Origin of the sequence: Rhodoferax potami (assembly GCF_032193805.1) — a bacterium.
GTDB classification, from domain to species: Bacteria; Pseudomonadota; Gammaproteobacteria; order Burkholderiales; family Burkholderiaceae_C; genus Allorhodoferax; species Allorhodoferax potami_A.
Genome location: NZ_JAVBIK010000001.1, coordinates 643,683 through 664,550 on the forward strand (window position 1 = coordinate 643,683; position 20,868 = coordinate 664,550).

Below are 20,868 nucleotides of genomic sequence, written 5' to 3' on the forward strand. Positions count from 1 at the left end.
TCATTTCATGATGGCGAACAGCACGATGGCGCTGCCGCAGACCGCCGCAATGTAGCAGACGCCTATAATCTCGCTTTACCACCTCATCGAACCCTCAAGTTCGCCCCTGACATGACCAAATTTGTCTTCGTCACCGGCGGTGTGGTGTCTTCCCTTGGAAAGGGAATCGCCTCAGCCTCCCTTGCTGCGATCCTCGAATCGCGGGGCCTGACAGTCACCCTCATCAAGCTGGACCCCTACCTCAACGTTGACCCCGGGACCATGTCTCCCCTGCAGCACGGCGAGGTGTTCGTCACCGACGACGGCGCAGAAACTGACTTGGATCTTGGCCACTATGAGCGTTTCATTGAAACGCGCATGCGCAAGACCAACAACTTCACCACCGGTCAAATTTACAAAAGCGTGCTTGACAAAGAGCGCCGCGGTGACTACCTGGGCAAAACAGTCCAGGTCATTCCCCATGTGACCAACGAAATCCAAGAGTTCGTCAAACGCGGTGCGCGCTTCGGCGAGCCGGATGCGGTGGACGTGGCGATTGTCGAAATCGGCGGAACCGTGGGCGACATCGAGTCGCTGCCCTTCCTTGAAGCTGTGCGCCAAATGAGCCTCAAGCTCGGCCCCAACAACAGCGCGTTTGTCCACCTGAGCTACCTCCCCTGGATTGCAGCGGCCGGCGAACTCAAGACCAAGCCGACCCAGCACACTGCCAAGCAGTTGCGCGAAATCGGTATCCAAGCGGATGTTCTTTTGTGCCGCGCGGATCGCCCGATTCCTGACGAAGAGCGCGCCAAAATTTCGTTGTTCTCCAACGTGCCTGAATGGGGCGTGATCTCCATGTGGGATGTGGACACCATCTACAAGGTTCCCCGCATGTTGCACGAGCAAGGCCTGGATGGCCTGATTTGCGACAAGCTCCGCCTGAACACACCACCTGCCAGCCTTAAGCGCTGGGATGATCTGGTGTATGCGACCGAACACCCCCAGGGCGAAGTCACCATCGCTATGGTCGGCAAGTATGTGGACCTGACTGACAGCTACAAATCAGTCAACGAAGCCTTGCGCCACGCCGGCATGAAAAACCATGTGCGCGTCAAAATCGAACACGTGGACTCCGAAACCATCGAAGCCAGCACGGCCAACCAACTGGCGAAATACGACGCCATTCTGGTACCCGGCGGTTTCGGCAAGCGAGGTATTGAAGGCAAGATTAGCACCGCCCGTTTTGCCCGCGAGAACAAAGTGCCCTATTTGGGAATTTGCTTGGGGATGCAGGTTGCCACCATCGAATTCGCCCGGCATGTAGCCGGCTTGACAGATGCCAACAGCACCGAATTTGATCCCGAAAGCCCGAACCCTGTGATCGCCTTGATCACCGAGTGGAAAGATGCGGACGGCACGATAAAAACCCGAGATGTCAATTCGGACCTTGGCGGCACCATGCGCTTGGGCGCACAAAGCTCTGATGTAGCCAAAAACACGCTGGCCCACAAGATCTATGGGGATGTCGTCACCGAGCGCCACCGCCACCGCTACGAGGCGAATGTGAACTACCTCGACACCCTTCGGGCTTCGGGCCTCGTCATTTCTGCCCTGACCCAGCGCGAGCAACTGACCGAGATCGTGGAACTGCCGGAAAGTGTTCACCCTTGGTATGTGGGTGTGCAGTTCCACCCGGAGTTCAAGTCCACTCCGTGGAACGGCCATCCATTGTTCAATGCATTTATCAAAGCGGCCGTTGAGCACCAGAACGGCGGAAAAAGTTTGAAAGCGGTTGCCTGATGAAGCTTTGCGATTTTGAGATCGGCCTCGATCGTCCCTTTTTCCTGATCGCCGGAACCTGCTCCATCGAGGGCTTGGAAATGTCCATCGAAGTGGCGGGGCAACTCAAAGAGGCATGCGCCAGCTTGGGCATCCCCTTGATTTACAAGGGCTCGTTCGACAAGGCCAACCGCTCATCGGGCACCAGCAAGCGTGGTGTCGGCTTGGATGCCGGACTGAAAATTCTGGACGAAGTACGCCGCCAACTGCAATTGCCCATCTTGACCGATGTGCATGACGAGTCGCATATCGCCGAAGTCGCCAGCGTGGTGGATGTGTTGCAAACACCCGCGTTCTTGTGCCGTCAAACTGACTTCATCCGTGCAGTTGCCCAATGCGGCAAGCCGGTGAACATCAAAAAGGGGCAATTCCTTGCCCCTTGGGACATGAAGAATGTGATCGATAAAGCCCGTGCTGCTGCGGAAGAAGTCGGCCTCTCTCCTGACCGCTTCCTGGCTTGCGAGCGCGGTGTGAGCTTTGGCTACAACAACTTGGTGGCGGACATGACCAGCTTGGCCGAGATGCGGAAGTCAGGCGCCCCAGTGGTTTTCGACGTGACCCACTCTGTGCAAAAGCCTGGCGGCTTGGGCGGCAGCAGTGGTGGCGCGCGTGACATGGTGCCTGTGTTGGCACGCGCCGGTGTGGCTGCCGGTGTGGCAGGACTCTTTATGGAGACTCATCCACGCCCCGCAGAAGCTTGGTCTGACGGCCCCAATGCCGTGCCACTGCGCCATATGAAAGCGTTGTTGGAAACTTTGGTCGCACTGGATTCCGTAACCAAAAAAACCCCGTTGCTGGAAGACAACTTCCAGTAATCGGCGGCAAGATGGGATTTGACGTTTTTTTGTTTGTGTGTTTTTGAACTGGAAAGAAACTAATGAGCGCAATTGTTGACATCGTCGGCCGAGAGATTCTTGACTCTCGCGGCAACCCTACCGTTGAATGCGACGTGCTGCTGGAATCCGGCACCATGGGCCGTGCGGCTGTGCCCTCCGGCGCATCCACTGGTTCCCGCGAAGCCATTGAGCTGCGTGATGGCGACAAGAAGCGCTACCTCGGCAAAGGTGTGTTGAAAGCAGTTGAGCACATCAACACTGAAATCTCCGAAGCCGTATTGGGCCTCGACGCTTCCGAGCAAGCTTTCCTGGACAAGACATTGATTGACTTGGACGGCACCGAAAACAAATCCCGCTTGGGCGCCAACGCGATGTTGGCTGTCTCCATGGCCGTAGCCCGCGCTGCCGCTGAAGAGGCAGGCTTGCCTTTGTACCGTTACTTCGGCGGCATGGGCAGCGTGCAAATGCCCGTTCCCATGATGAACGTCATGAACGGTGGCGAACACGCCAACAACAACCTTGATCTGCAAGAGTTGATGATCATCCCCGTGGGCGCACCCAGCTTCCGCGAAGCCCTGCGCTGGGGTGCTGAAGTGTTCCACGCGCTCAAGAAAATCCTGCACGACCAGGGCATCAGCACGGCAGTGGGCGACGAAGGCGGTTTTGCCCCCAACGTGGCAAACCATGAAGCCGCGATCCAGATGATTCTGCAAGCCATCGACAAGGCTGGTTACGTCGCAGGCGAGCAAATCGCTCTCGGCTTGGATTGCGCCGCTTCTGAGTTCTACAAAGACGGCAAATACGAACTCGAAGGTGAAGGCCTGAGCCTGACCGCCCAAGAGTGGACCGACATGTTGGCCACCTGGGTCGACAAGTACCCCATCATCAGCATCGAAGACGGCATGGCTGAAGGCGACTGGGACGGCTGGAAAGTATTGACCGACCGTTTGGGTGCCAAGGTGCAAATCGTGGGTGACGACTTGTTCGTGACCAACACCAAGATCTTGAAAGAAGGCATCGACAAAGGCATTGCCAACTCGATCCTGATCAAGATCAACCAGATCGGCACTTTGTCTGAAACTTTCGCCGCCATCGAAATGGCCAAGCGTGCCGGCTACACCGCCGTCATCAGCCACCGCTCGGGCGAAACTGAAGACTCCACCATCTCTGATATCGCGGTGGGCACCAATGCCGGCCAAATCAAGACCGGTTCCCTGAGCCGTTCCGACCGTATGGCCAAGTACAACCAGTTGCTCCGTATCGAAGAAGACTTGGGTGATGTGGCCGTGTACCCCGGCCGCGCAGCTTTCTACAACCTGCGTTAAGCCTCTCCATCGACCGAACCACTGCCATGGGTAACCGCTGGGTCCCTGTCATGTTGATTGCACTGCTGCTGATCCTGCATGGTCAGCTGTGGTTCGGTCGTGGAAGCATTCCGGACGTCGCTCGACTGTCCAAACAACTAGAAGAACAAAAACAGCTCAACGCGCAGGCACTCCAAGCCAATGAGCGCCTCGAAGCTGAAATCCACGACCTGAAAGAAGGCCTGGAAATAGTCGAAGAGAAAGCACGCTCTGAATTGGGCATGGTGAAGGCGAACGAGATTTACGTTCAGATTGCCCGCTGAGCTCGATAGCCATGGGTATGAAAATAGCGATTCTCGGCGCAGAATCGACCGGCAAAAGTACCCTCGCGCACGATTTGACGCTCGCGCTCCAAGCCGCCGGCACCCAAGCAGTTACTGTCTCAGAATATTTGCGCGAATGGTGTGATCTGCACCAAAGAACACCCCGCCCCGACGAACAAGCAGGCATTGCCATGGAGCAAACACGCCGTGTTGCCGCGCCCCATGGGGTGGCCGTGGTTTGTGACACCACGGCCATGATGACGGCCATTTACAGCGATGTGCTTTTCCAAGACATGAGCCTCTACACCGAAGCTCTCGCGGACCTGCGCACCTACTCGCATGTTCTGGTCATGGGTCTGGACTTGCCTTGGGTGGAAGATGGCTACCAACGCGACAGCCCTGCAGGGCAACAGCGGGTCCATCAGCGCCTGCAAACGGTCTTGCAGGAACACGACATTGCCTATTCGATGGTATGGGGCAAAGGCTCCTTGCGGCTCAAGGCTGCCTTGCGTATCGTGTTGCCCGACCAGATGGAAGACGAGCGCCAGGCCGCCGAGCAATACGCACGTTGGCTTGGCCAATGTGAGAAGTGTTCCGACGCGGCCTGTGAACACAGCCTCTTCAGGTCTTTGCTAGGCCGCTAGTGGGTGCCTGAAGGCCCCTGCTGCAATTGGACCGCATCGGTGAACAACTGAGCAGCATCCACCGGGTCAAACCGGTACTGCACACCGCAGAACTCGCAAGCGACTTCGATATCGCTACGTTCCGCCAAAATGCTGGCAGCCTCTTCGCGCCCGAGACCGACGATCATTTTGCCCACACGCTCACGGCTGCAATTGCAGCTAAAACGCGGCGCAGTCTCGCCCACCAAGGGTTCAAACCGGGTCAAAGGCTCTTCCCAAAAAAGACGTCGAAGAATTGTGTCGACATCCAGCTCCAGTAACTCTTCACTTTTCAGGCTCTTGGCCAGAATGGAAATGCGGTTGTAGTGCTCGTTCAGGCCGATTTCATCCTCGTTCTCTTTGGACACCATGCTGCCTGAGAGATTCCCCTCCCCTTGCATCGGCAAGCGCTGGATCAGCAGACCCGCCGCCACCTTGTCGTTGGCGGCCAATACCAGCGTGGTATCCAACTGCTCGCTTTGCAGCATGTAGTGCTCCAAGACCTCGCTGATGCGCTCTAACGGCTTGCCACTGTCATCAAACAAGGGCACGACACCCTGGTAAGGCTGTTGACCAGGAAACTTGGTGGTGGGGTCCAGGGTAATCGCACAACGCCCTTCGTTTTGCGCGTTCACCATCTGGCTCAACAGCATGTCAGGAGCAATGTCTCCCGCAATAGTGGCGGTAGAGCGAACCTTGAAGTCAGGCTGGATCTCGGTGACCGCCAGCTTGACCGGGCCATCACCAAAAATTTGCAGGACGAGCGCACCGTCAAACTTGATGTTGGACTGCATCAAGGTCGCCGCTGCCGTAATCTCACCTAACAGGCTTTGCACGGGCTCCGGGTAGGCGCCATGCTCCGTGCTGGAAGCGCGTCGCCGCAAAATCTCTTGCCAGGTGTCCGTCAGACGCACGATGGCGCCCCGAACCGGTAAGCCATCAAATAAAAACTTGTGCAGTTCAGACATGCACCTTCTCCAAAAAAAACAGGCCCCTTGCGGGGCGGATAACTAAGCGATTTTCTTCAGGCCGGACCTGAAGCGTCGCGCGTTTTCAACGTAATGCTTGGCACTGGCGACCAACGCTTGTTGCTGTGCTTCGGTCAACTCCCGCACGGCTTTGGCAGGACTGCCGATGATCATGCTGCCGTCAGGAAATTCTTTTCCCTCGGTAACCAAAGCACCCGCACCCACCAAACAGCCTTTGCCGATGCGAGCACCGTTAAGGACCACCGCACCGATACCGATCAAAGAGCCATCACCGATAGTGCAACCATGCAACATGACTTGATGCCCCACCGTGACGTTGTCGCCAATGGTCAAAGGCTTGCCCATGTCTGCATGCAGCACGCTGGCGTCCTGGATATTGGTTCCTGCACCGATGCGGATCGTTTCCGTGTCTCCGCGCACTACGGCTCCGAACCATATATTGGCATCTGCGCCAATTTCAACAGCGCCCATGACTTCGGCGCTGTCTGCGATCCAAACACCCTCAGAAAGCTGAGGCGCTATGCCATCAAGTTCATAAACCGCCATCAGAGTCCCCACAGCGCAAAACTAGAATTGTAAGGATGGAACTTAGAGAACACGCCCTCAAGGCCTTTCAAGCCAGTGTGCCGGAGCACAAAGCGCAACTGGCTTTGGAGTTGCAGTCTGGTGATCCGGCATTCGTCGTAGACGCAAAGCGCCACTTCACACCCCCTGACGCTCCGGGGCAACCGACTCGCCCGGAACTCGTGGATCCCAAAGACGTTCCCCGCCGCTCGCCCTTCACACCTGCAGGGCATGCAGCGTTGATGCATTCGATCGCGCACATTGAATTCAATGCCATCAACCTCGCTTTGGATTGCATTTGGCGTTACGACAACATGCCAGAGGCGTTTTATAGAGACTGGGCGACTGTGGCGGCGGAAGAAGCCCAGCACTTCACCCTACTGTCCGGACACCTGAAGGCACTGGGCTATGCGTATGGCGACTTTCCCGCACATACCGGGCTGTGGACGATCTGCCAAAACACCGCGCCTGACATCGCTGCCCGGATGGCACTGGTGCCGCGCACCATGGAAGCCCGCGGACTGGATGCGACGCCACTCATTCAATCCAAACTCGCCAAGGTCGGCACTGCGGCGGCTCTGGAGGCGCGCGCTATTCTGGACATCATCCTGGCAGAGGAAGTGGGCCACGTCGCTACCGGGAACCGCTGGTACCACTGGCTCTGCGCCCAACACAAGTTGGATGCAGATGCGTTTTATGCGCAAGCAGCGGTGCGGTATGCGGCACCGCGGCCCAAACCACCGTTTAATTACGCAGCTCGCAAAGCAGCAGGCTTTACCCCCACCGAAATGCGACGGCTGGATATCGATGCCGGGCTCGCTATAGGGCTCGAGTTTGGACTCGAAGCTGGGCTCGATGTAGCCTAGTCCAACGCAGCATACACCCCCTAGAATCGAATTAACTATTCTCTGTGCCGGCTCTCCGGCTGCTTGATGTACCCCACCGAAAATGCCTTTGCCAACCCCGGCGCCGCCTCTGTCTCGATTGCCCGACAAGCGATCGTCGACAAGAACCAAGCCGTGGTTGGGTATGAACTTTTCAATCGCAGCGTCCAAAAGGGTGAGCACACGGCGTCATCCGATGCCCAAATGCTGTTTAACTTGCTGTCCATGGCCGAGAGTGAAACGCTCGTTGGCAAGGCCCTGCTCTTTGTCAATTGCACGCTCGACAGCCTCGCAGCGGGCCATGTCGACTTGATTGCGCCGGAACACTATGTTTTGCAAATTCCTGCGGTGCCGCTGTCCCAAATAGATCAAATCCAGCTACGACTACCGACCCTGCGAGCCCTGCATGCGCGCGGCTTTCGGCTGGCGTTCGACTACTCCGTGTTGACCCAGCCCTATGAAGAGTGGCTGCCTTTGGCTGCCTATATCAAGTTCGACACGGTCGTTTTGAAGTCTGCGACCATCACTTCGTTCATCCGCTTGGCGCAAGCGAAGACGCAAGCCCATCTCGTTGCAGAAAAAGTATCGACCCAGACCCAGTACCTTCAACTCAAAGAGCTGGGAGTCGGCTTGTTTCAGGGCGACTGGTTCGCCCGGGCCACCTTGGTCGAGGGGCAAAGCATGCGCCCGGGTCAAGCCACAATCCTGCAGCTGATCAACCTTGTTCGCAAGCAGGCCAGTACCGCAGAGATTGAAGAAGTCTTGAAGCGGGACCCGACCCTCTCTTTTAACCTGCTGCGCTTTATCAACTCTGCAGGATTCGGCCTCCGGACCGAGGTTTCTTCTTTCAAGCACGCAGTCATGCTGCTGGGGTTGCAACGACTCTTCAAATGGGCCGCCTTGTTGCTGACCACATCGACGCTGAGCGGCGCTGCGCCCGCGATCGGAACCACCGCGGTGGTTCGCGGCCGCTTGATGGAATTGCTGGCGGCAGAGGCACTCCCCGCCGATGACTGCGACCACGCGTTTGTCGTGGGCATCTTCTCCTTGCTCGACAGCATGCTGGGTATGCCGCTCGAGACCGCGTTGGCCAACCTCACCCTGCCGGACAGTGTGACGCAGGCTTTGCTCCACCGGAGCGGGCCCCTTGCGCACTACCTCACGCTCACCCTCGCTTGCGAATCAGGCGATGACGAGGCCTTTGCCCAGAGTGCCCAGGCCTTGCAACTGACTGAAAAACAAATCAACTGGGCCCATTTGCAAGCCTTGGCGTGGGCAGAGACATTGGGTGAGACCTGAGCGGGACCACGCCCACCCCGGGCTCCCCGAGCCACTACCCGCGAGGGTGGTGCTGAGCGTGTAGCGCAGCCAACCGATCCCGGGCCACGTGGGTGTAAATGGTCGTAGTGGAGATGTCGGCATGGCCCAAAAGCATCTGCACGGCGCGTAGATCCGCCCCATGGTTAAGCAAATGGGTAGCAAATGCATGCCGCAGGGTGTGCGGTGACATCGGGCTGCGGATACCTGCCATCAGCGCATAGCGCTTCACGAGCCCCCAAAACATGATGCGTGACATCGCGCTGCCCGCCTTGGCACCACGCACAGTTACAAACACATCTTCGCTTTGTCGTCCGGCCAAAAGCTCTGCGCGCGGCCCTTTCAGGTAACGCTGCAACCAGAGCCCCGCCACCTCACCAAAAGGTACCAAACGCTCTTTGGAGCCCTTGCCTACGACCCGCAGGACACCCTCATTGAGTCCGAGCTGCGTCATACGCAGAGCCACCAGCTCGCTCACGCGCAGTCCACTGGCGTACATCAGCTCCAACATGGTCTTGTCTCTGATGCCCAGTGCCTCACCGGTGTCCGGCGAATTCAAAAGCGCTTCTACTTGCGCTTCGCTCAGGGTTTTGGGAACCCGCAGTGCCTGCTTGGCAGCCTGCAGCTTGAGAGTCGGGTCTTGGGCAATATGCTTTTCGCGTAAAGCCCAGCGAAAGTAGCGCTTGAAAACAGTCAGCCGCCGGTTGGCCGTGGTCGCTTTGGTTTCGGCATGCCGGGCCGCAAAATAGGCCTGCACATCATGCTCTTGGGTTTGCACCAGCGGCCGCCCCTTGAGCGAGGCCGCAAACAAGCGGAGATCTCGCCGGTAGGCCTCCAAGGTGTTCTTCGAGAGGCCCTCTTCGAGCCACAACGCATCGATGAATGCATCCACCGATGCGGTGTCTTCCATGATCAGTCCAGACGCAGCTTGGCAGAGTCCACGACCTTTTTGTAGACCTCGAACTCCGCTTTGATCTGCTCTGCAAACTGCTCGGGTGAATTGCCCACCACCAGGGAGCCGGTGTCCTCAATGCGTTTGCGCACCGCGGGGTCCTCCAGCACTTTTTTCACGCCAGCATTGATTTTGTCAATCACGTCTTTGGGCAAGCCTTTGGGGCCGTAGATGCCATAAAAAGCCATGCGGTTCACAGGCTCCAGCCCCACCTCTTTGAAGGTGGGCACGTTGGGCAACTGGCTCAAGCGCTGGGGAGCAGCCACCACGATGGGGACCAACTTGTTGGAATTGATAAACGGCAATGCGGATGGCAGATTGTCGAAAATCAGGGGCACTTGCCCTCCCACGGTGTCATTCAGTGCCGGGCCTGCACCGCGGTAGGGAATGTGGGTGATGAAAGCGCCGGTCAAGCTCTTGAACAACTCCGTCTGCATGTGGCCGATACCGCCGGTGCCAGAGGATGCGTAGGAATACTTGCCTGGGTTCTTTTTGATCTCAGCCAAAAACGCTTTGTAGTCTTTGGCTGGGAACGTGGGGTGCACCGCGATCACATTGGGCGTGGCCGCGATGTTGATGATGGGCGAGAAATCGGTGAGCGGGTTGTAGGGGTTTTTCGGGTTAATGGCAGGGTTGGCAGCCACCGTAGACACGGTGGCAATACCCAGCGAATAACCATCGGGTGTTGATTTGGCAGTTTCGTTAGCTCCGACTACACCGCCACCACCAGCCTTGTTTTCCACAATGACGCTCTGGCCCAACACTTTGCCCAGCGGGTCGGCAATGATGCGGGCAATGATGTCGGTGGTGCCGCCGGGAGCAAACGGCACCTGCAACTTGATCAATTTATTGGGGTAGGTCTGGGCCATGCTCACACCAGAGGCAGCGACCAGGCTGCAGGCCAGAATCAAACGACGTTTCAACATGTAGTCTCCATAAAAAGAAGCCAAGCAAACCCGGCGAGTGTGCTCTGCCGCGATGGTACTGCGACACAAGGGCGCGGGTCTATGCGGTGGAACCATTAGGCTGCTGATATGCTCACCCGCGTGAATTACGCCCAGCTACTTTTCCCCGACTTTTCGCTCATCCTCCTCGGCTACCTGGTCTGCCGCTACACCCAGCTCAACCGCCCCCTGTGGGAAAAGGTCGAGGCCTTGGTGTACTACCTGCTGTTTCCGGTTCTGTTGTTTCACTCCATCGTCAAAAGTCCGCTGGATCTGCAAGTCGCCTCGCGGCTGATGGGCGCAGGCTGGGCACTCGGGGTCGCGGCTATCGGCCTGGCTTATGCGTTGCCCCACCTGCCCGGGTTGCGACGCCATATCAGCGGCCCGGACCACGCTGCGAGTGCGCAGATCGCCTTCCGCTTCAACTCCTTTATCGGCCTGGCAATTGCTGAGCGCTTGGCGGGCCCGCAGGGTCTGCAGCTGATTGCGGTGCTGATCGGGGTCTGTGTGCCTTTGTTCAATGTGGCGGCTGTGTGGCCGATGGCGCGGCATGCCCAACGGAGTTTTCTCAGTGAGCTGGTCCGCAACCCGCTCATCATTGCGACGGTCGGAGGGCTGATCAGCAACCTGCTGGGCTTTCAAATGCCGGTGTGGCTGGAGCCGACGGTGACCCGTTTGGGCGCGGCCTCTCTGGCGATGGGCCTGATGGCGGCCGGCGCAGGAATGCAATTCGGCGCATTGGCACGGGCCAAGACCTTGGCAGTGGCGGTACTGGCCATCCGCCATGTCATTACGCCCGCCATGGCGTGGGGGGTTTCCAAGCTCTTCGGCCTGGACCCAACGCAAACAACAATTTTGCTGGCATTTTCCGCCTTGCCCACCGCTTCTAGCTGCTATGTTTTGGCAGCACGCATGGGCTATGACGGCGCCTATGTGGCGGGCCTGGTGACGCTCTCCACCCTGCTGGGTGTAGTGAGTTTGCCGTTTGCGCTAGGTGTGTTGCGCGGGCTGTAACCTTACTCGTACCAGCGCTGCAAGGCCTCGGCGTGCATCGCATGGCGGTAGCTGCCTTGGGGCAACCAGCTCGGCGCGCTGCAGGCGGCACGCGAGACGAAATCCAACAGCGCCATATGGCGCCGTAACACCCGCTCCTGGCGGTGCCCGATCAAAGGATTAAAAATTCCATAGCGGCTGAATAGTTGCCGGGGATTTTTTTTAATCCAAAGCCAAGAACCCATCTCGAGTGTCAAGGGCAGAAACACCTGCCGGGTGGGATCTTCCAGTCGGGTGTGCAAGTGGTCCCACAAATCGCCATGGGTCAGGTACTGCAGGCTTTGCGGCTCAAACACGTAGGGGTGGTGGCTGTAACTCTGCCGGTACATGCGCTGCAGCACATACATTTCTGCCAGATGCGTGATGGGCTGGCGCGTGTGCGCATACGGAAACCACAAGCGGTCCCGCACCCCGAAGCCGGAATGGCAGTCGATGGAGATGCTGAATGCGCGGTGCGTCAGTTCCGACTCCACCACATCGCACAGCGCCTGGGCTTCGGGCTGCATGGGCGCTGCGAGCGCACCGCGGTACCACGGCAGCTTGGCACTGACACGCTGGCCACCAACCCACGCGGGCACCGGCTCTAGGGCGTCGATCGGGGCATTGCGCATCAGATCTACACCTGCGGGGTTGGCCCGCGTGCCCCGTAGCATCCCCCCCGGATTGACCAGGGGCATGAACACCATGCGCATGGTTTGCAATTGCTGGTGCAAGGTATGGTCCCACGCCATGCGCTGGACCAAACTGGCCAGAAAGGCGAGCACCACCTCGGTACCAATGCGCTCCAGCCCATGCACCCCGCCAAAAAAACCAATGGCGGGCACCTCGGGGGACGGGTTCCCCATGGCAATCGCATAGACCGGCAAGGCCCCACTCTCGGATGCGACTTGGTGCATCACACGCACCTCCACGCGATCACCTGCAAGCTGCAATATCCGGTCGAGTTCTGCCAGCGCGGGCAAGTTGGTGGATGGCACAAAGTCTCCTGTTACTCACGAGCTTAGCGGCCCAAGACACGCTTTCAAAGCCCTGCGGCGCGTCCACCACACTGCCATCAAAGCGTCACACAAAAGACCTAAATTCATTTCAGCAAAACGTAACCGGGAGCTGTCATGATCCTCAAACTGCTGGGCTTGCAACGACTGTTGGATGAATTGTTCGACGATGAGTGGCTAGCCCCCATCGCGTTGATCGAGGTATGACGCGGCGCGGTACCCCGGCGATGCGTCGCCGGGCCTTCCAAGGGTTAGCGCTGACGATGGCTGTTTTACAAGGCGCGTTGGAATGGTGGGCTTTGCAGCGCAACACCCGATAGCCGGACCAGCGCGTAGCGCCTAGACTGGGCGTATGCGTATCAAATGGATCCTTGGCACCTTGGTGGCGTGCCTGGCAATCGGAGCCAGCACACTGGCTTGGCTACTGAGCCACCCACCCGGTATGGAAGGCGTTAAGTCTTTGCGTTGGCCCACCGCCTCCGCGCCGCTTGCGCCACTCAAAGTCCGTTTTTTGGGCGTTGCCACCGTGTTGCTGGACGACGGCGAGACGGCTCTTTTGACGGACGGATTTTTCTCGCGACCCGACAAACTCACTGTTTTCTTGCGCAAGGTGGAGCCCGACGTGCAGGCCATCACTGAAGGCTTGCAACGCGCCGGCATTACCGGGAGTGCGAGTCGCTTGGCCGCTGTGATTCCCCTGCACTCGCATTACGACCATGCCATGGACGCGCCCGAAGTGGCGCGCCAAACCGGCGCCCTATTGATGGGTTCAGGCTCTACCCTCATGGTGGGCCAAGGCTGGGGGCTGCCGCCTGATCGCATGAAGCTGGCACAGCTCCACACACCCTACCGCTTCGGCCGGTTCACAGTCACGCTCTACCCTGCGTTGCACACCCCCACCGGCTTTACCGGGGGCGTGATTGAGCAGCCATTAAAGCCCCCTGTGCGGGCCACCGACTACCTGGAAGGCCAAAGCTACGCCATGCACATAGCGCACGAGGGCCGCACCTTGTTAATCACGGGCACCGCAGGCTTTGTGCCCGGTGCGCTGCAAGGTGTGCGCGCCGATGTGGTGCTGCTCGGGATTGGTGCCATGGGCCCGCGCAGCCCCGAACACAAACTCGCCTATTGGAATGAAACCGTGCGCACCGTGGGTGCCCGCCGGGTCATCCCCATCCATTGGGACGATTTCTGGATTCCCTCCACACAACCCATGCAGCCCATGCCCCGCCCTCTAGACGACTTTGAGGCGTCCATGGCGTTCCTGGAGCGCCAGGGCGCCGCGGAAGGCGTCAACATCCGCTTGCCGGCCGCTTGGACACCGATGGACGTGTTTGACGGCCTGCCGCGCTGAGTCAAGCCAAGGCACTGAGCGTCGTTGCCTGTAGGCCTGCCGCGGTGGCCCGGGCTAAAAAATCTTGCGCGGCCGCCTCAAAGCCGGCCACCGGGCTCATGCAATCGGTCAACAGCACCAACTCCGCCAAACGCTCAGCGGGCAAGACTGCCATCAAGTCGGATACCGATGCGGCCACACAGTGGCTCATGGCCTCACCCGCTATCAAAAGCGTAGCACCCTGCGCAGACAGTGACTGGACCAAAGGCCGATTCAGCAAGGTGCGTGCGTCATCCGCCCGCGGAACCTCAGCCTTAAAGGCGCTGTACTGCTCGGTCAGCGGGTTCTGGCCCTTGAGCACCTTGTGCACCATCCGGCCGGTCGCCAGCTCCCAAGCGGCCAAAGCTTCGCTCAAGCCGGCGTGAATGTTGTGGCCCCAGGTACCCAGCACGCAGTGCACCGGCCAGACCACCAGCTGGCGTTGACCGGTGGCCTCCAGGGCGTGCAGGTAGGCCTGTACCTCGGCTTGCAGCGCCGGATTGCGCGGCTTGAATTGGCCGCTGGCCAGGTCTGCGGCGGTGATCACCGTGAACGGCGCGACCGGCTCGCCGTCAGAACGCAGCCAAAACGTGGTGCGCTCAACGCCCACGCTGGCGTGGGAATCTAGGGTGACGGTGATGCTGCGCACCCGGGCGGCGTGGGGCACCAGCCAATCGGCCAGGCGCTGCATGTCCGCGCCGGCACCCGGAACCGGCAAAGCGGCTCCGGCAATGTCTAGAAAGTCGTTTTGCGGATCGATGATGAGCAGGTCGTAAGTGGTCATGACAAGACGTTTGAGGGGTTTGGAGACAAGGCCGAAAACTGAAGCGCCCAGTGCACATGTTCTTGCACCAGAGGGTCTGGGTGGCTGGTGCGGCGCTGCAAGGATTGGACCAGCACCGCACGCTCAGGTGCCGAGAGCGCACTGCCCTGCAAGGCATTGCCCATGGCCACGGCCACATTGCGCAGCCAGCGCACATGGCCGATGCGCCTGATCGGGCTGCCCTCGGTGTTACGCAAAAAGGTGTCTTCGGTCCAGTCCATCAACGTGGCCAGTGCACTGCCGGTGAGGCCGTGCCGGGCATCAAAGTCGGGCAAGGTGCTGCGCTTGGCAAACTTGTTCCAAGGGCACACCAGCTGGCAGTCGTCACAACCGTAAATGCGGTTGCTAATAAGGGGGCGCATCTCGAGCGGAATCGGGCCATCGTGTTCGATGGTCAGGTAAGACACACAGCGCCGTGCATCCAAACGATGGGGGGCCACGATGGCCTGCGTCGGGCAGGCACTGATACAGGCGCTGCAACTGCCACAGTGCGCCTCGACCGGCGCACTTGGCGGGAGCGCCACATCCAGATACACCTCGCCTAGAAAAAACATAGAGCCCGCTTCGCGGTTGAGCAGCAAGGTGTGCTTGCCGCGCCAGCCCTGGCCGCTACGGCTGGCAAGCTCAGCTTCCAGCACCGGCGCGCTGTCGGTGAACACCCGGTAACCCAAGGGGCCCATATGGGCCGCCATGCCGTCGGCCAATTGTTGAAGGCGGTTGCGCAACACCTTGTGATAGTCCCGGCCGCGTGCGTAGACCGACACAATGCCCTCACCCGGGCGTTGCAAGCGGGCCAGCTCGGCGTCGGCCCAGCCGTCTTCTGTGCCGCGCGGCAGGTAGTCCATGCGCGCAGTAATCACACTCACCGTGCCGGGCACCAACTCGGCCGGACGGGCGCGTTTCAGCCCGTGATGCGCCATGTAGCCCATGCCACCGTGGAAACCGTGCGACAACCATGCCAATAATCCGGCCTCCGCGGAGGACAAATCCACACCGGCCACGCCAATTTGGGAGAATCCAAGTTCCCGGGCCCAGCCCTGTATCTGAGCGACCATTTCGTCGCCATCGAATTGAGCCTTGATTTGAGTGCTGTTGATCGTCACCACCCGATTGTAGAAAGCGCGGCCCCGAGCATCGTCTTGGAATGGGCTGATGAATCCGACACCGTCGCCTTTGCGCAGCAGTGGGCCCGCGCGCCATCCCTCGCCAACGCATTTATTGCACTGCACGGTGATTTGGGTGCCGGTAAAACCACCCTGGTGCGCCACCTGCTGCAAGCGCTGGGGGTGACTGGCCGCATCAAAAGCCCCACCTACGCGGTGGTAGAGCCCTATGAACTGCCTGAGCTGAACATCTGGCACTTTGACTTTTACCGATTCAATGACCCGCGGGAGTGGGAGGAAGCCGGGTTCCGCGATATTTTTGCAAGCCCCGGCCTCAAGCTGGCCGAGTGGCCGGATAAGGCGGCCAGCATGCTGCCGGTGGCAGATGTCACCCTGCATTTGCACACCCTGGATGACAGCCGCCGCGAGGTGCGCCTGACTGCAGGCACCCCCGCGGGCCTGCTACTCATCCAAGCGGCCCAAGGAGCCGGAGCTTGAGGCGCCGCACCCTGCTGCAAGCCGGCAGTCTGGTTTTGACACTGGGCACCGCCGAGCTCGCCAAGGGTGCCGCCATCATGACCGTGCGGGTATGGCCTGCACCGGAGTATTCGCGCGTCACCATCGAGTCTGACTCCGCACTCAGCGCCAAACAGCTATTTGTACCCAACCCGCCACGGCTGGCGGTGGATATCCAGGGCATCAGTTTGAACCCCGCGCTCAAAGAGCTGGTCGCCAAGGTGAAGGCGGATGACCCGAACATCGCGGGCATCCGCGTTGGACAGTTCACCCCGGACATCGTGCGCCTGGTGGTCGACTTGAAGCACCCGATACGACCGCAAGTGTTCAGCCTGGCGCCCGTGGCAGCTTACCAGCACCGCTTGGTGCTGGACCTGTACCCACTGGCCGAGGTCGACCCGCTTGATGCCCTGATCACCGACCGCGCTAACGAGGCCAAGGCCGTTCAGCAGTCCAAGGCAGAGGCACAAGACCCCCTGGACGCCCTGATTGCCCAGCACACCCAGCGCCCCCCTGTGCCGGCTGCCGCTGCCAGCAGCCCATTGAGACCGGTAGACGCTATCAAATCAGGAGCTGCCCGCGCAGACTCCACGAGCGCTGGAGGCACAAAAGATCCCCAAACTGCGGAAAAGGCCAGCACCCCGACCGACCGGCTGATCATCATTGCCCTGGACCCCGGGCATGGTGGCGAAGACCCTGGCGCCATCGGCCCCGGCGGTACGCGGGAAAAAGATGTGGTGCTCAAACTCGCGCACTTGCTGCGCGAACGGATCAACGCTGCCAGCGTCAACGGCAACGCAATGCGCGCGTTTCTGACCCGCGATGCCGACTTCTTTGTGCCCCTGAGCACCCGGGTGCAAAAAGCCCGGCGGGTGCAGGCAGACTTGTTCATCAGCATCCATGCCGATGCGTTTTTCACTCCGGACCCGCAAGGGGCTAGCGTGTTCGCTTTGAGCCAGGGCGGCGCGTCGAGCAGCGCTGCACGGTGGATGGCGGCCAAAGAAAACAAGGCGGATTTGATCGGCGGCCTCAACGTCAAGGCCAAAGACGCCACGGTGCAGCGCGCCTTGCTCGACATGAGCACCACCGCACAGATCAATGACAGCTTGAAACTTGGCGGCAACCTGTTGGGCGAGATCAAACGGGTCGGCAAGCTGCACAAACCCAAAGTCGAACAAGCAGCGTTTGCGGTGCTCAAGGCGCCTGACATTCCGAGTGTGCTGGTCGAGGCTGCGTTCATCAGCAACCCCAGCGAAGAGATCAAGCTCAATAGCGACGAATACCAAAACCGCCTGGCTGACGCCTTGATGCGCGGCATTGAAGGCTACTTCGCCAAAAACCCGCCCCTCGCACGCAACCGCACCACCAGCTAAAACACAAAAATCACCATTTAAAGTAATGGTTTATGTGTTTTTGGCGTGGAGATAGCGGGCTAAACCCTGCTTCATTCGCCGGATGGAACTAGGTAGCAACCCTAGACTGAGTCTTTCAGTCACTCATTGGAAGGAGGTTGTTATGGCTCTGGTAGAGAGAATTCAAGCAGCGGTTGCACGGACCGAATTGTTGCCCTTCAAGGTAGAAATTGCCACCGAGGCGCAGCTAGATGGCGTCATTGTCAAACGCAGTCTCGATTTGATACAACTGTGGAACGCAAACGCGGCGTGGATTTGATACACCGTTATGTGGGGTGATTGGTTGTTTTGTCTTTGCTTGGCGCCTCTAGGCTGCTTGCTCCTCCTGTGTATCAAGGTGACTGCGTTTTCGTTTGAGTAGGGCATTGCTGCTGGCGGCAATCACACCGGCACGCCGCTTATCTTTCAGGCGATAGGAGTCTCCTGAGATCGGGACCACATGGGCGTGGTGGAGCAGTCGGTCAAGTAGCGCCGCTGTCAGCGTTGCATCGTCTGCAAATGTCTGGTCCCATTGCCCAAACGGCAGATTGGAGGTCAGGATGAGACTTCCCACTTCATAGCGTTTGGCAATGACTTGGAACAGAAGATTCGCCTGTTCCCGATTCATGGGTAGGTACCCGACTTCGTCAATGATCAACAGCCGGTAGGGACGCACGATGCGTTTGATAGCCTCTTCCAGGGTGTTCTGCCGTAGTGCCGTGCTCAGTGTCATCAGCAGATCTGCCGCCGTGATGAAACGCGTCTTGATTCCAGCCTGGGTTGCCCTGTAGCCCAAGGCGATGGCCAAGTGGGTTTTGCCCACCCCACTGGCGCCCAGCAAGACCACGTTCTCGCTGCGCTCCACGAAGGCCAGACTGCCAAGCTCCTGCACCAGAGTTTTGGGCACACCGCTGGCAAACTGGAAGTCAAACTCATCGAGCGTCTTGATGGCGGGGAAGCCCGCTATGCGCGTGAGCATGGCGCGCGTTCTCTCCACCCTGGCCAGAGCCTCGCCACGCAAGGCTTGCTCCAGGAACTCCAGGTACCCCAGCTCTTTCTTGGCCGCCATTTGCCCCAAGTGGGCAAGCTGATCGGGTAAGTTGAGCAGGCGCAGCTGATCACACAGTTCACGCAGTCTTTCCATTTGCAGGCTCATGGTCGTCCTCCTGCTGAGGCTTGGTTGTGCACCAGCGTGTCATACATCGCCAGAGGATGCTGCAGGCCTCGCCATGCCGCGGCTGGAATTGGCCGGACTGCTGCGCCGCTACCGGTGACTTTTTGTAATTGACGCACTGTTCGCCCACTGTAGGCGCTGGGGATGGCCAGCAGATGTGCGCGCTCAGTTTGCAAAGCCAGTGCCGGCACACACCCAGTGGTTCCGTGGATCCGCACATTGGCAACGTCACGCAGCCAGGTGCGCATTTCCCGATTGGCTGTGTCCGCGTCCACCACCAAGCCTTGCTGCTTCATACTCGCCACCAATGGCACCCAGAAGCTGCGCCGGATGTAGCCATTCATGCGTTCGACTTTGCCCTTGGTCTTGGCCCGATAGGGCTTGCACACCCGCGGCACAAAGCCATGGTGGTGCGCAAAGTCAGCAAAGGCACCCTGGAACTGGTGCAGGTTCTTGCCGTAGGCGTCACGCTTGAGGATGACGGTCTTCATGTTGTCGTACAGCACTTCACGGGTGACTCCACCAAAGCTCTCGAACGCCCTGACATGGCACGCCAGTAGTGTCTCCAGCTTCATGTCTGTGACGAACTCCGCGAAGGTCGCCCGGCTGTGGCCCAGCGTTGCCACAAACGCCGCCAACATGCCGTCTTTATGCCCAGCCTTGCGGAACTCGATCCAGTCCATCTGCATTTGCTCACCGGGCTGGGTCTCGAACCGCACAACCGGATCCGGGCGCGCCTGTGGACGCAACTCCTTGAGGTACTCCTGCAGGATGCGCACGGAGCCCGTATACCCCTGTGCGGCAATCTCACGCTGCAGCACCGTTGCTGGAATCCAATCAGGCTTGGCCGCCTGAATACGTCCAGCCAGGTAGTCCTTGAATGGATCGAGCTTGCTCTTACATGCCGGCAGTTTCTTCATGGCCGGCGGACCACCCTCCAAATACTTACGCACCGTGTTGACTGCCATACCAGTTTGCACCGATATCTCGCGCAAGCTCAGCCTGTGTTTCCTTAATACCTTGAGTTCCATGTACTCCTCGTTCGTAATCATTGCCAGTCCCATCCATGGTTCGGATGGCTTGGCACGTTAGTCGAGGTGTATCAATTCCTCACCGCGTTCTCGTGTCATTTTCATACTGCGCGTGACATCATCCAACTGCGCGCAGCCTCCTACGGCAAACACCTGCCGGAATTGGGGGCCAAACTGCGAGAGCCTGAAGCCGCCGACTTTGCCTACGGGTGCGAAGTGTTTGTGGCCACCTCCAAACTCGATGGCTCCGTTCTGGGCACTTTGCGGACGCATTCCAACGTGATGGAGCCGTTGCCGTTGCAGATGTCTCTACGCTTGTCTGCTGATTTCCACGGCCAGCGAATGGTGGAATCCACACGCCTTTGCATCAAGGGGACCGCAGGATCATCCTTGGTCCGTGCTGCGCTGTTTAAGGCCTTCCACCGATACTGCCTCGCTCAAAAAGTGGATTTAATGATGGCAACGGGGCGGCGGCCGGTCGACCGCATTTACGAAAGCCTACTCTTCACAGACGTGGGGCAAACAGGTGCGTTTTACCCCATGACTTTCACTGGTGGGGTACCGCATCGGGTGATGTACCTCGCGCCAGAGCGGGCTCGCGAAATCTACGTAGCGGCCCAACAGCCCCATACGGACTTTTTCTTTGAGCAAATCCATCCCGATATCGATATATCCGGTGCTAAAGATTTGTCAGACAAGCTGTGGATGTGCCCGGACCCGCAAGTGATCCCACCGGCCCACAGATCGCATGTCGCGACCGTTGCAGGCACTGCAAACAGCCTCAGTCAATGAAGATAAAAAGCCGTCAACTGGCCGA

At 59.1% G+C, this 20,868-nt stretch carries 22 protein-coding genes; 13 read left to right on the forward strand and 9 right to left on the reverse strand.

From position 1 onward, the window contains the following. The first annotated feature begins 111 nt into the window (after positions 1 to 111). The 5 genes from RAE19_RS03040 (at position 112) to RAE19_RS03060 (ending at position 4,925) form a co-directional block, all read left to right on the forward strand. On the forward strand, positions 112 to 1,779 hold the full coding sequence (locus RAE19_RS03040) for a CTP synthase (RefSeq protein WP_313876163.1): 1,668 nt from the start codon (positions 112 to 114) through the stop codon (positions 1,777 to 1,779). Then, a complete protein-coding gene (gene kdsA, locus RAE19_RS03045) occupies positions 1,779 to 2,633 on the forward strand; it encodes a 3-deoxy-8-phosphooctulonate synthase (RefSeq protein WP_313873533.1) in 855 nt (284 codons plus the stop codon). The genes RAE19_RS03040 and kdsA overlap by 1 nt, the downstream gene beginning before the upstream one ends. 62 nt (positions 2,634 to 2,695) lie before the next feature. Continuing rightward, the gene (gene eno / locus RAE19_RS03050; RefSeq protein WP_296507956.1) at positions 2,696 to 3,979 is read left to right on the forward strand and encodes a phosphopyruvate hydratase; all 1,284 of its coding nucleotides are present in this window, start codon (positions 2,696 to 2,698) and stop codon (positions 3,977 to 3,979) included. 26 nt (positions 3,980 to 4,005) lie between these two features. Beyond that, complete coding sequence (locus RAE19_RS03055; protein WP_313873534.1) at positions 4,006 to 4,281, forward strand: septum formation initiator family protein; 276 nt, start codon at positions 4,006 to 4,008, stop codon at positions 4,279 to 4,281. Between the two features lie 11 nt (positions 4,282 to 4,292). After that, positions 4,293 to 4,925, forward strand: coding sequence for an ATP-binding protein (locus RAE19_RS03060; RefSeq protein WP_313873535.1), 633 nt, complete (start codon positions 4,293 to 4,295; stop codon positions 4,923 to 4,925). Here the strand turns inward: RAE19_RS03060 and RAE19_RS03065 are convergent. Together RAE19_RS03065 and RAE19_RS03070 are read right to left on the reverse strand one after the other, a co-directional pair. After that, positions 4,922 to 5,911, reverse strand: coding sequence for an Hsp33 family molecular chaperone HslO (locus tag RAE19_RS03065; protein WP_313873536.1), 990 nt, complete (start codon positions 5,909 to 5,911; stop codon positions 4,922 to 4,924). The two genes, RAE19_RS03060 and RAE19_RS03065, sit on opposite strands and share 4 nt — an antisense overlap. Positions 5,912 to 5,953: 42 nt before the next feature. Continuing rightward, positions 5,954 to 6,478: a gamma carbonic anhydrase family protein gene (locus RAE19_RS03070; RefSeq protein ID WP_313873537.1), complete on the reverse strand. Its 525-nt coding sequence runs from the start codon at positions 6,476 to 6,478 to the stop codon at positions 5,954 to 5,956. Positions 6,479 to 6,513: 35 nt separating this feature from the next. Between RAE19_RS03070 and RAE19_RS03075 the strand changes: the two genes are divergently transcribed. Then, the gene (locus RAE19_RS03075) at positions 6,514 to 7,362 is read left to right on the forward strand and encodes a ferritin-like domain-containing protein (RefSeq protein ID WP_313873538.1); all 849 of its coding nucleotides are present in this window, start codon (positions 6,514 to 6,516) and stop codon (positions 7,360 to 7,362) included. Positions 7,363 to 7,428: 66 nt separating this feature from the next. Then, entirely contained in the window at positions 7,429 to 8,679 is a 1,251-nt protein-coding gene (locus RAE19_RS03080) for an EAL and HDOD domain-containing protein (protein ID WP_313873539.1), read from the forward strand. 34 nt (positions 8,680 to 8,713) lie between these two features. Here the strand turns inward: RAE19_RS03080 and xerD are convergent, their stop codons facing one another. Continuing rightward, the gene (gene xerD / locus RAE19_RS03085) at positions 8,714 to 9,613 is read right to left on the reverse strand and encodes a site-specific tyrosine recombinase XerD (RefSeq protein ID WP_430962561.1); all 900 of its coding nucleotides are present in this window, start codon (positions 9,611 to 9,613) and stop codon (positions 8,714 to 8,716) included. Next, a complete protein-coding gene (locus RAE19_RS03090; RefSeq protein ID WP_313873541.1) occupies positions 9,610 to 10,575 on the reverse strand; it encodes a tripartite tricarboxylate transporter substrate binding protein BugE in 966 nt (321 codons plus the stop codon). The genes xerD and RAE19_RS03090 overlap by 4 nt, the downstream gene beginning before the upstream one ends. A 108-nt stretch (positions 10,576 to 10,683) precedes the next feature. On the opposite strand from RAE19_RS03090, the gene RAE19_RS03095 reads away from it, so the two are divergent. Beyond that, positions 10,684 to 11,607 carry an AEC family transporter gene (locus RAE19_RS03095; RefSeq protein WP_313873542.1) on the forward strand — a complete coding sequence of 308 codons (924 nt, stop codon included), beginning with the start codon at positions 10,684 to 10,686 and terminating at the stop codon, positions 11,605 to 11,607. 2 nt (positions 11,608 to 11,609) lie between these two features. On the opposite strand, the gene RAE19_RS03100 is transcribed toward RAE19_RS03095, so the two are convergent. Next, positions 11,610 to 12,623, reverse strand: a complete 1,014-nt coding sequence (locus RAE19_RS03100; protein WP_313873543.1) for a M14 family zinc carboxypeptidase — start codon at positions 12,621 to 12,623, stop codon at positions 11,610 to 11,612. A 370-nt stretch (positions 12,624 to 12,993) separates the two neighbouring features. On the opposite strand from RAE19_RS03100, the gene RAE19_RS03105 reads away from it, so the two are divergent. Beyond that, on the forward strand, positions 12,994 to 13,995 hold the full coding sequence (locus RAE19_RS03105; RefSeq protein WP_313873544.1) for an MBL fold metallo-hydrolase: 1,002 nt from the start codon (positions 12,994 to 12,996) through the stop codon (positions 13,993 to 13,995). Between the two features lies 1 nt (position 13,996). Here the strand turns inward: RAE19_RS03105 and RAE19_RS03110 are convergent, their stop codons facing one another. After that, complete coding sequence (locus tag RAE19_RS03110; RefSeq protein ID WP_313873545.1) at positions 13,997 to 14,797, reverse strand: cysteine hydrolase; 801 nt, start codon at positions 14,795 to 14,797, stop codon at positions 13,997 to 13,999. Then, on the reverse strand, positions 14,794 to 15,891 hold the full coding sequence (gene queG / locus RAE19_RS03115; RefSeq protein ID WP_313876164.1) for a tRNA epoxyqueuosine(34) reductase QueG: 1,098 nt from the start codon (positions 15,889 to 15,891) through the stop codon (positions 14,794 to 14,796). The genes RAE19_RS03110 and queG overlap by 4 nt, the downstream gene beginning before the upstream one ends. A gap of 27 nt (positions 15,892 to 15,918) precedes the next feature. Between queG and tsaE the strand changes: the two genes are divergently transcribed. From tsaE to RAE19_RS03130, 3 genes are all read left to right on the forward strand, one after another. Then, a complete protein-coding gene (gene tsaE / locus RAE19_RS03120; RefSeq protein WP_430962507.1) occupies positions 15,919 to 16,437 on the forward strand; it encodes a tRNA (adenosine(37)-N6)-threonylcarbamoyltransferase complex ATPase subunit type 1 TsaE in 519 nt (172 codons plus the stop codon). After that, positions 16,434 to 17,828: an N-acetylmuramoyl-L-alanine amidase gene (locus RAE19_RS03125; protein WP_313873546.1), complete on the forward strand. Its 1,395-nt coding sequence runs from the start codon at positions 16,434 to 16,436 to the stop codon at positions 17,826 to 17,828. Before tsaE ends, RAE19_RS03125 begins: the two co-directional genes overlap by 4 nt. A gap of 142 nt (positions 17,829 to 17,970) precedes the next feature. Beyond that, on the forward strand, positions 17,971 to 18,126 hold the full coding sequence (locus RAE19_RS03130; RefSeq protein ID WP_313873547.1) for a hypothetical protein: 156 nt from the start codon (positions 17,971 to 17,973) through the stop codon (positions 18,124 to 18,126). A 48-nt stretch (positions 18,127 to 18,174) separates the two neighbouring features. On the opposite strand, the gene istB is transcribed toward RAE19_RS03130, so the two are convergent. Together istB and istA are read right to left on the reverse strand one after the other, a co-directional pair. Next, positions 18,175 to 19,002 (reverse strand): IS21-like element helper ATPase IstB, encoded by an 828-nt coding sequence (gene istB / locus RAE19_RS03135; RefSeq protein WP_313873548.1) that lies wholly within the window; start codon positions 19,000 to 19,002, stop codon positions 18,175 to 18,177. Continuing rightward, the gene (gene istA / locus RAE19_RS03140) at positions 18,999 to 20,072 is read right to left on the reverse strand and encodes an IS21 family transposase (RefSeq protein WP_430962508.1); all 1,074 of its coding nucleotides are present in this window, start codon (positions 20,070 to 20,072) and stop codon (positions 18,999 to 19,001) included. The genes istB and istA overlap by 4 nt, the downstream gene beginning before the upstream one ends. 45 nt (positions 20,073 to 20,117) lie before the next feature. Here istA and RAE19_RS03145 point away from each other — a divergent pair, with 45 nt between their 5' ends. Further along, positions 20,118 to 20,843, forward strand: a complete 726-nt coding sequence (locus RAE19_RS03145) for an N-acyl amino acid synthase FeeM domain-containing protein (RefSeq protein WP_430962509.1) — start codon at positions 20,118 to 20,120, stop codon at positions 20,841 to 20,843. The last annotated feature ends 25 nt before the right edge of the window (positions 20,844 to 20,868 follow it).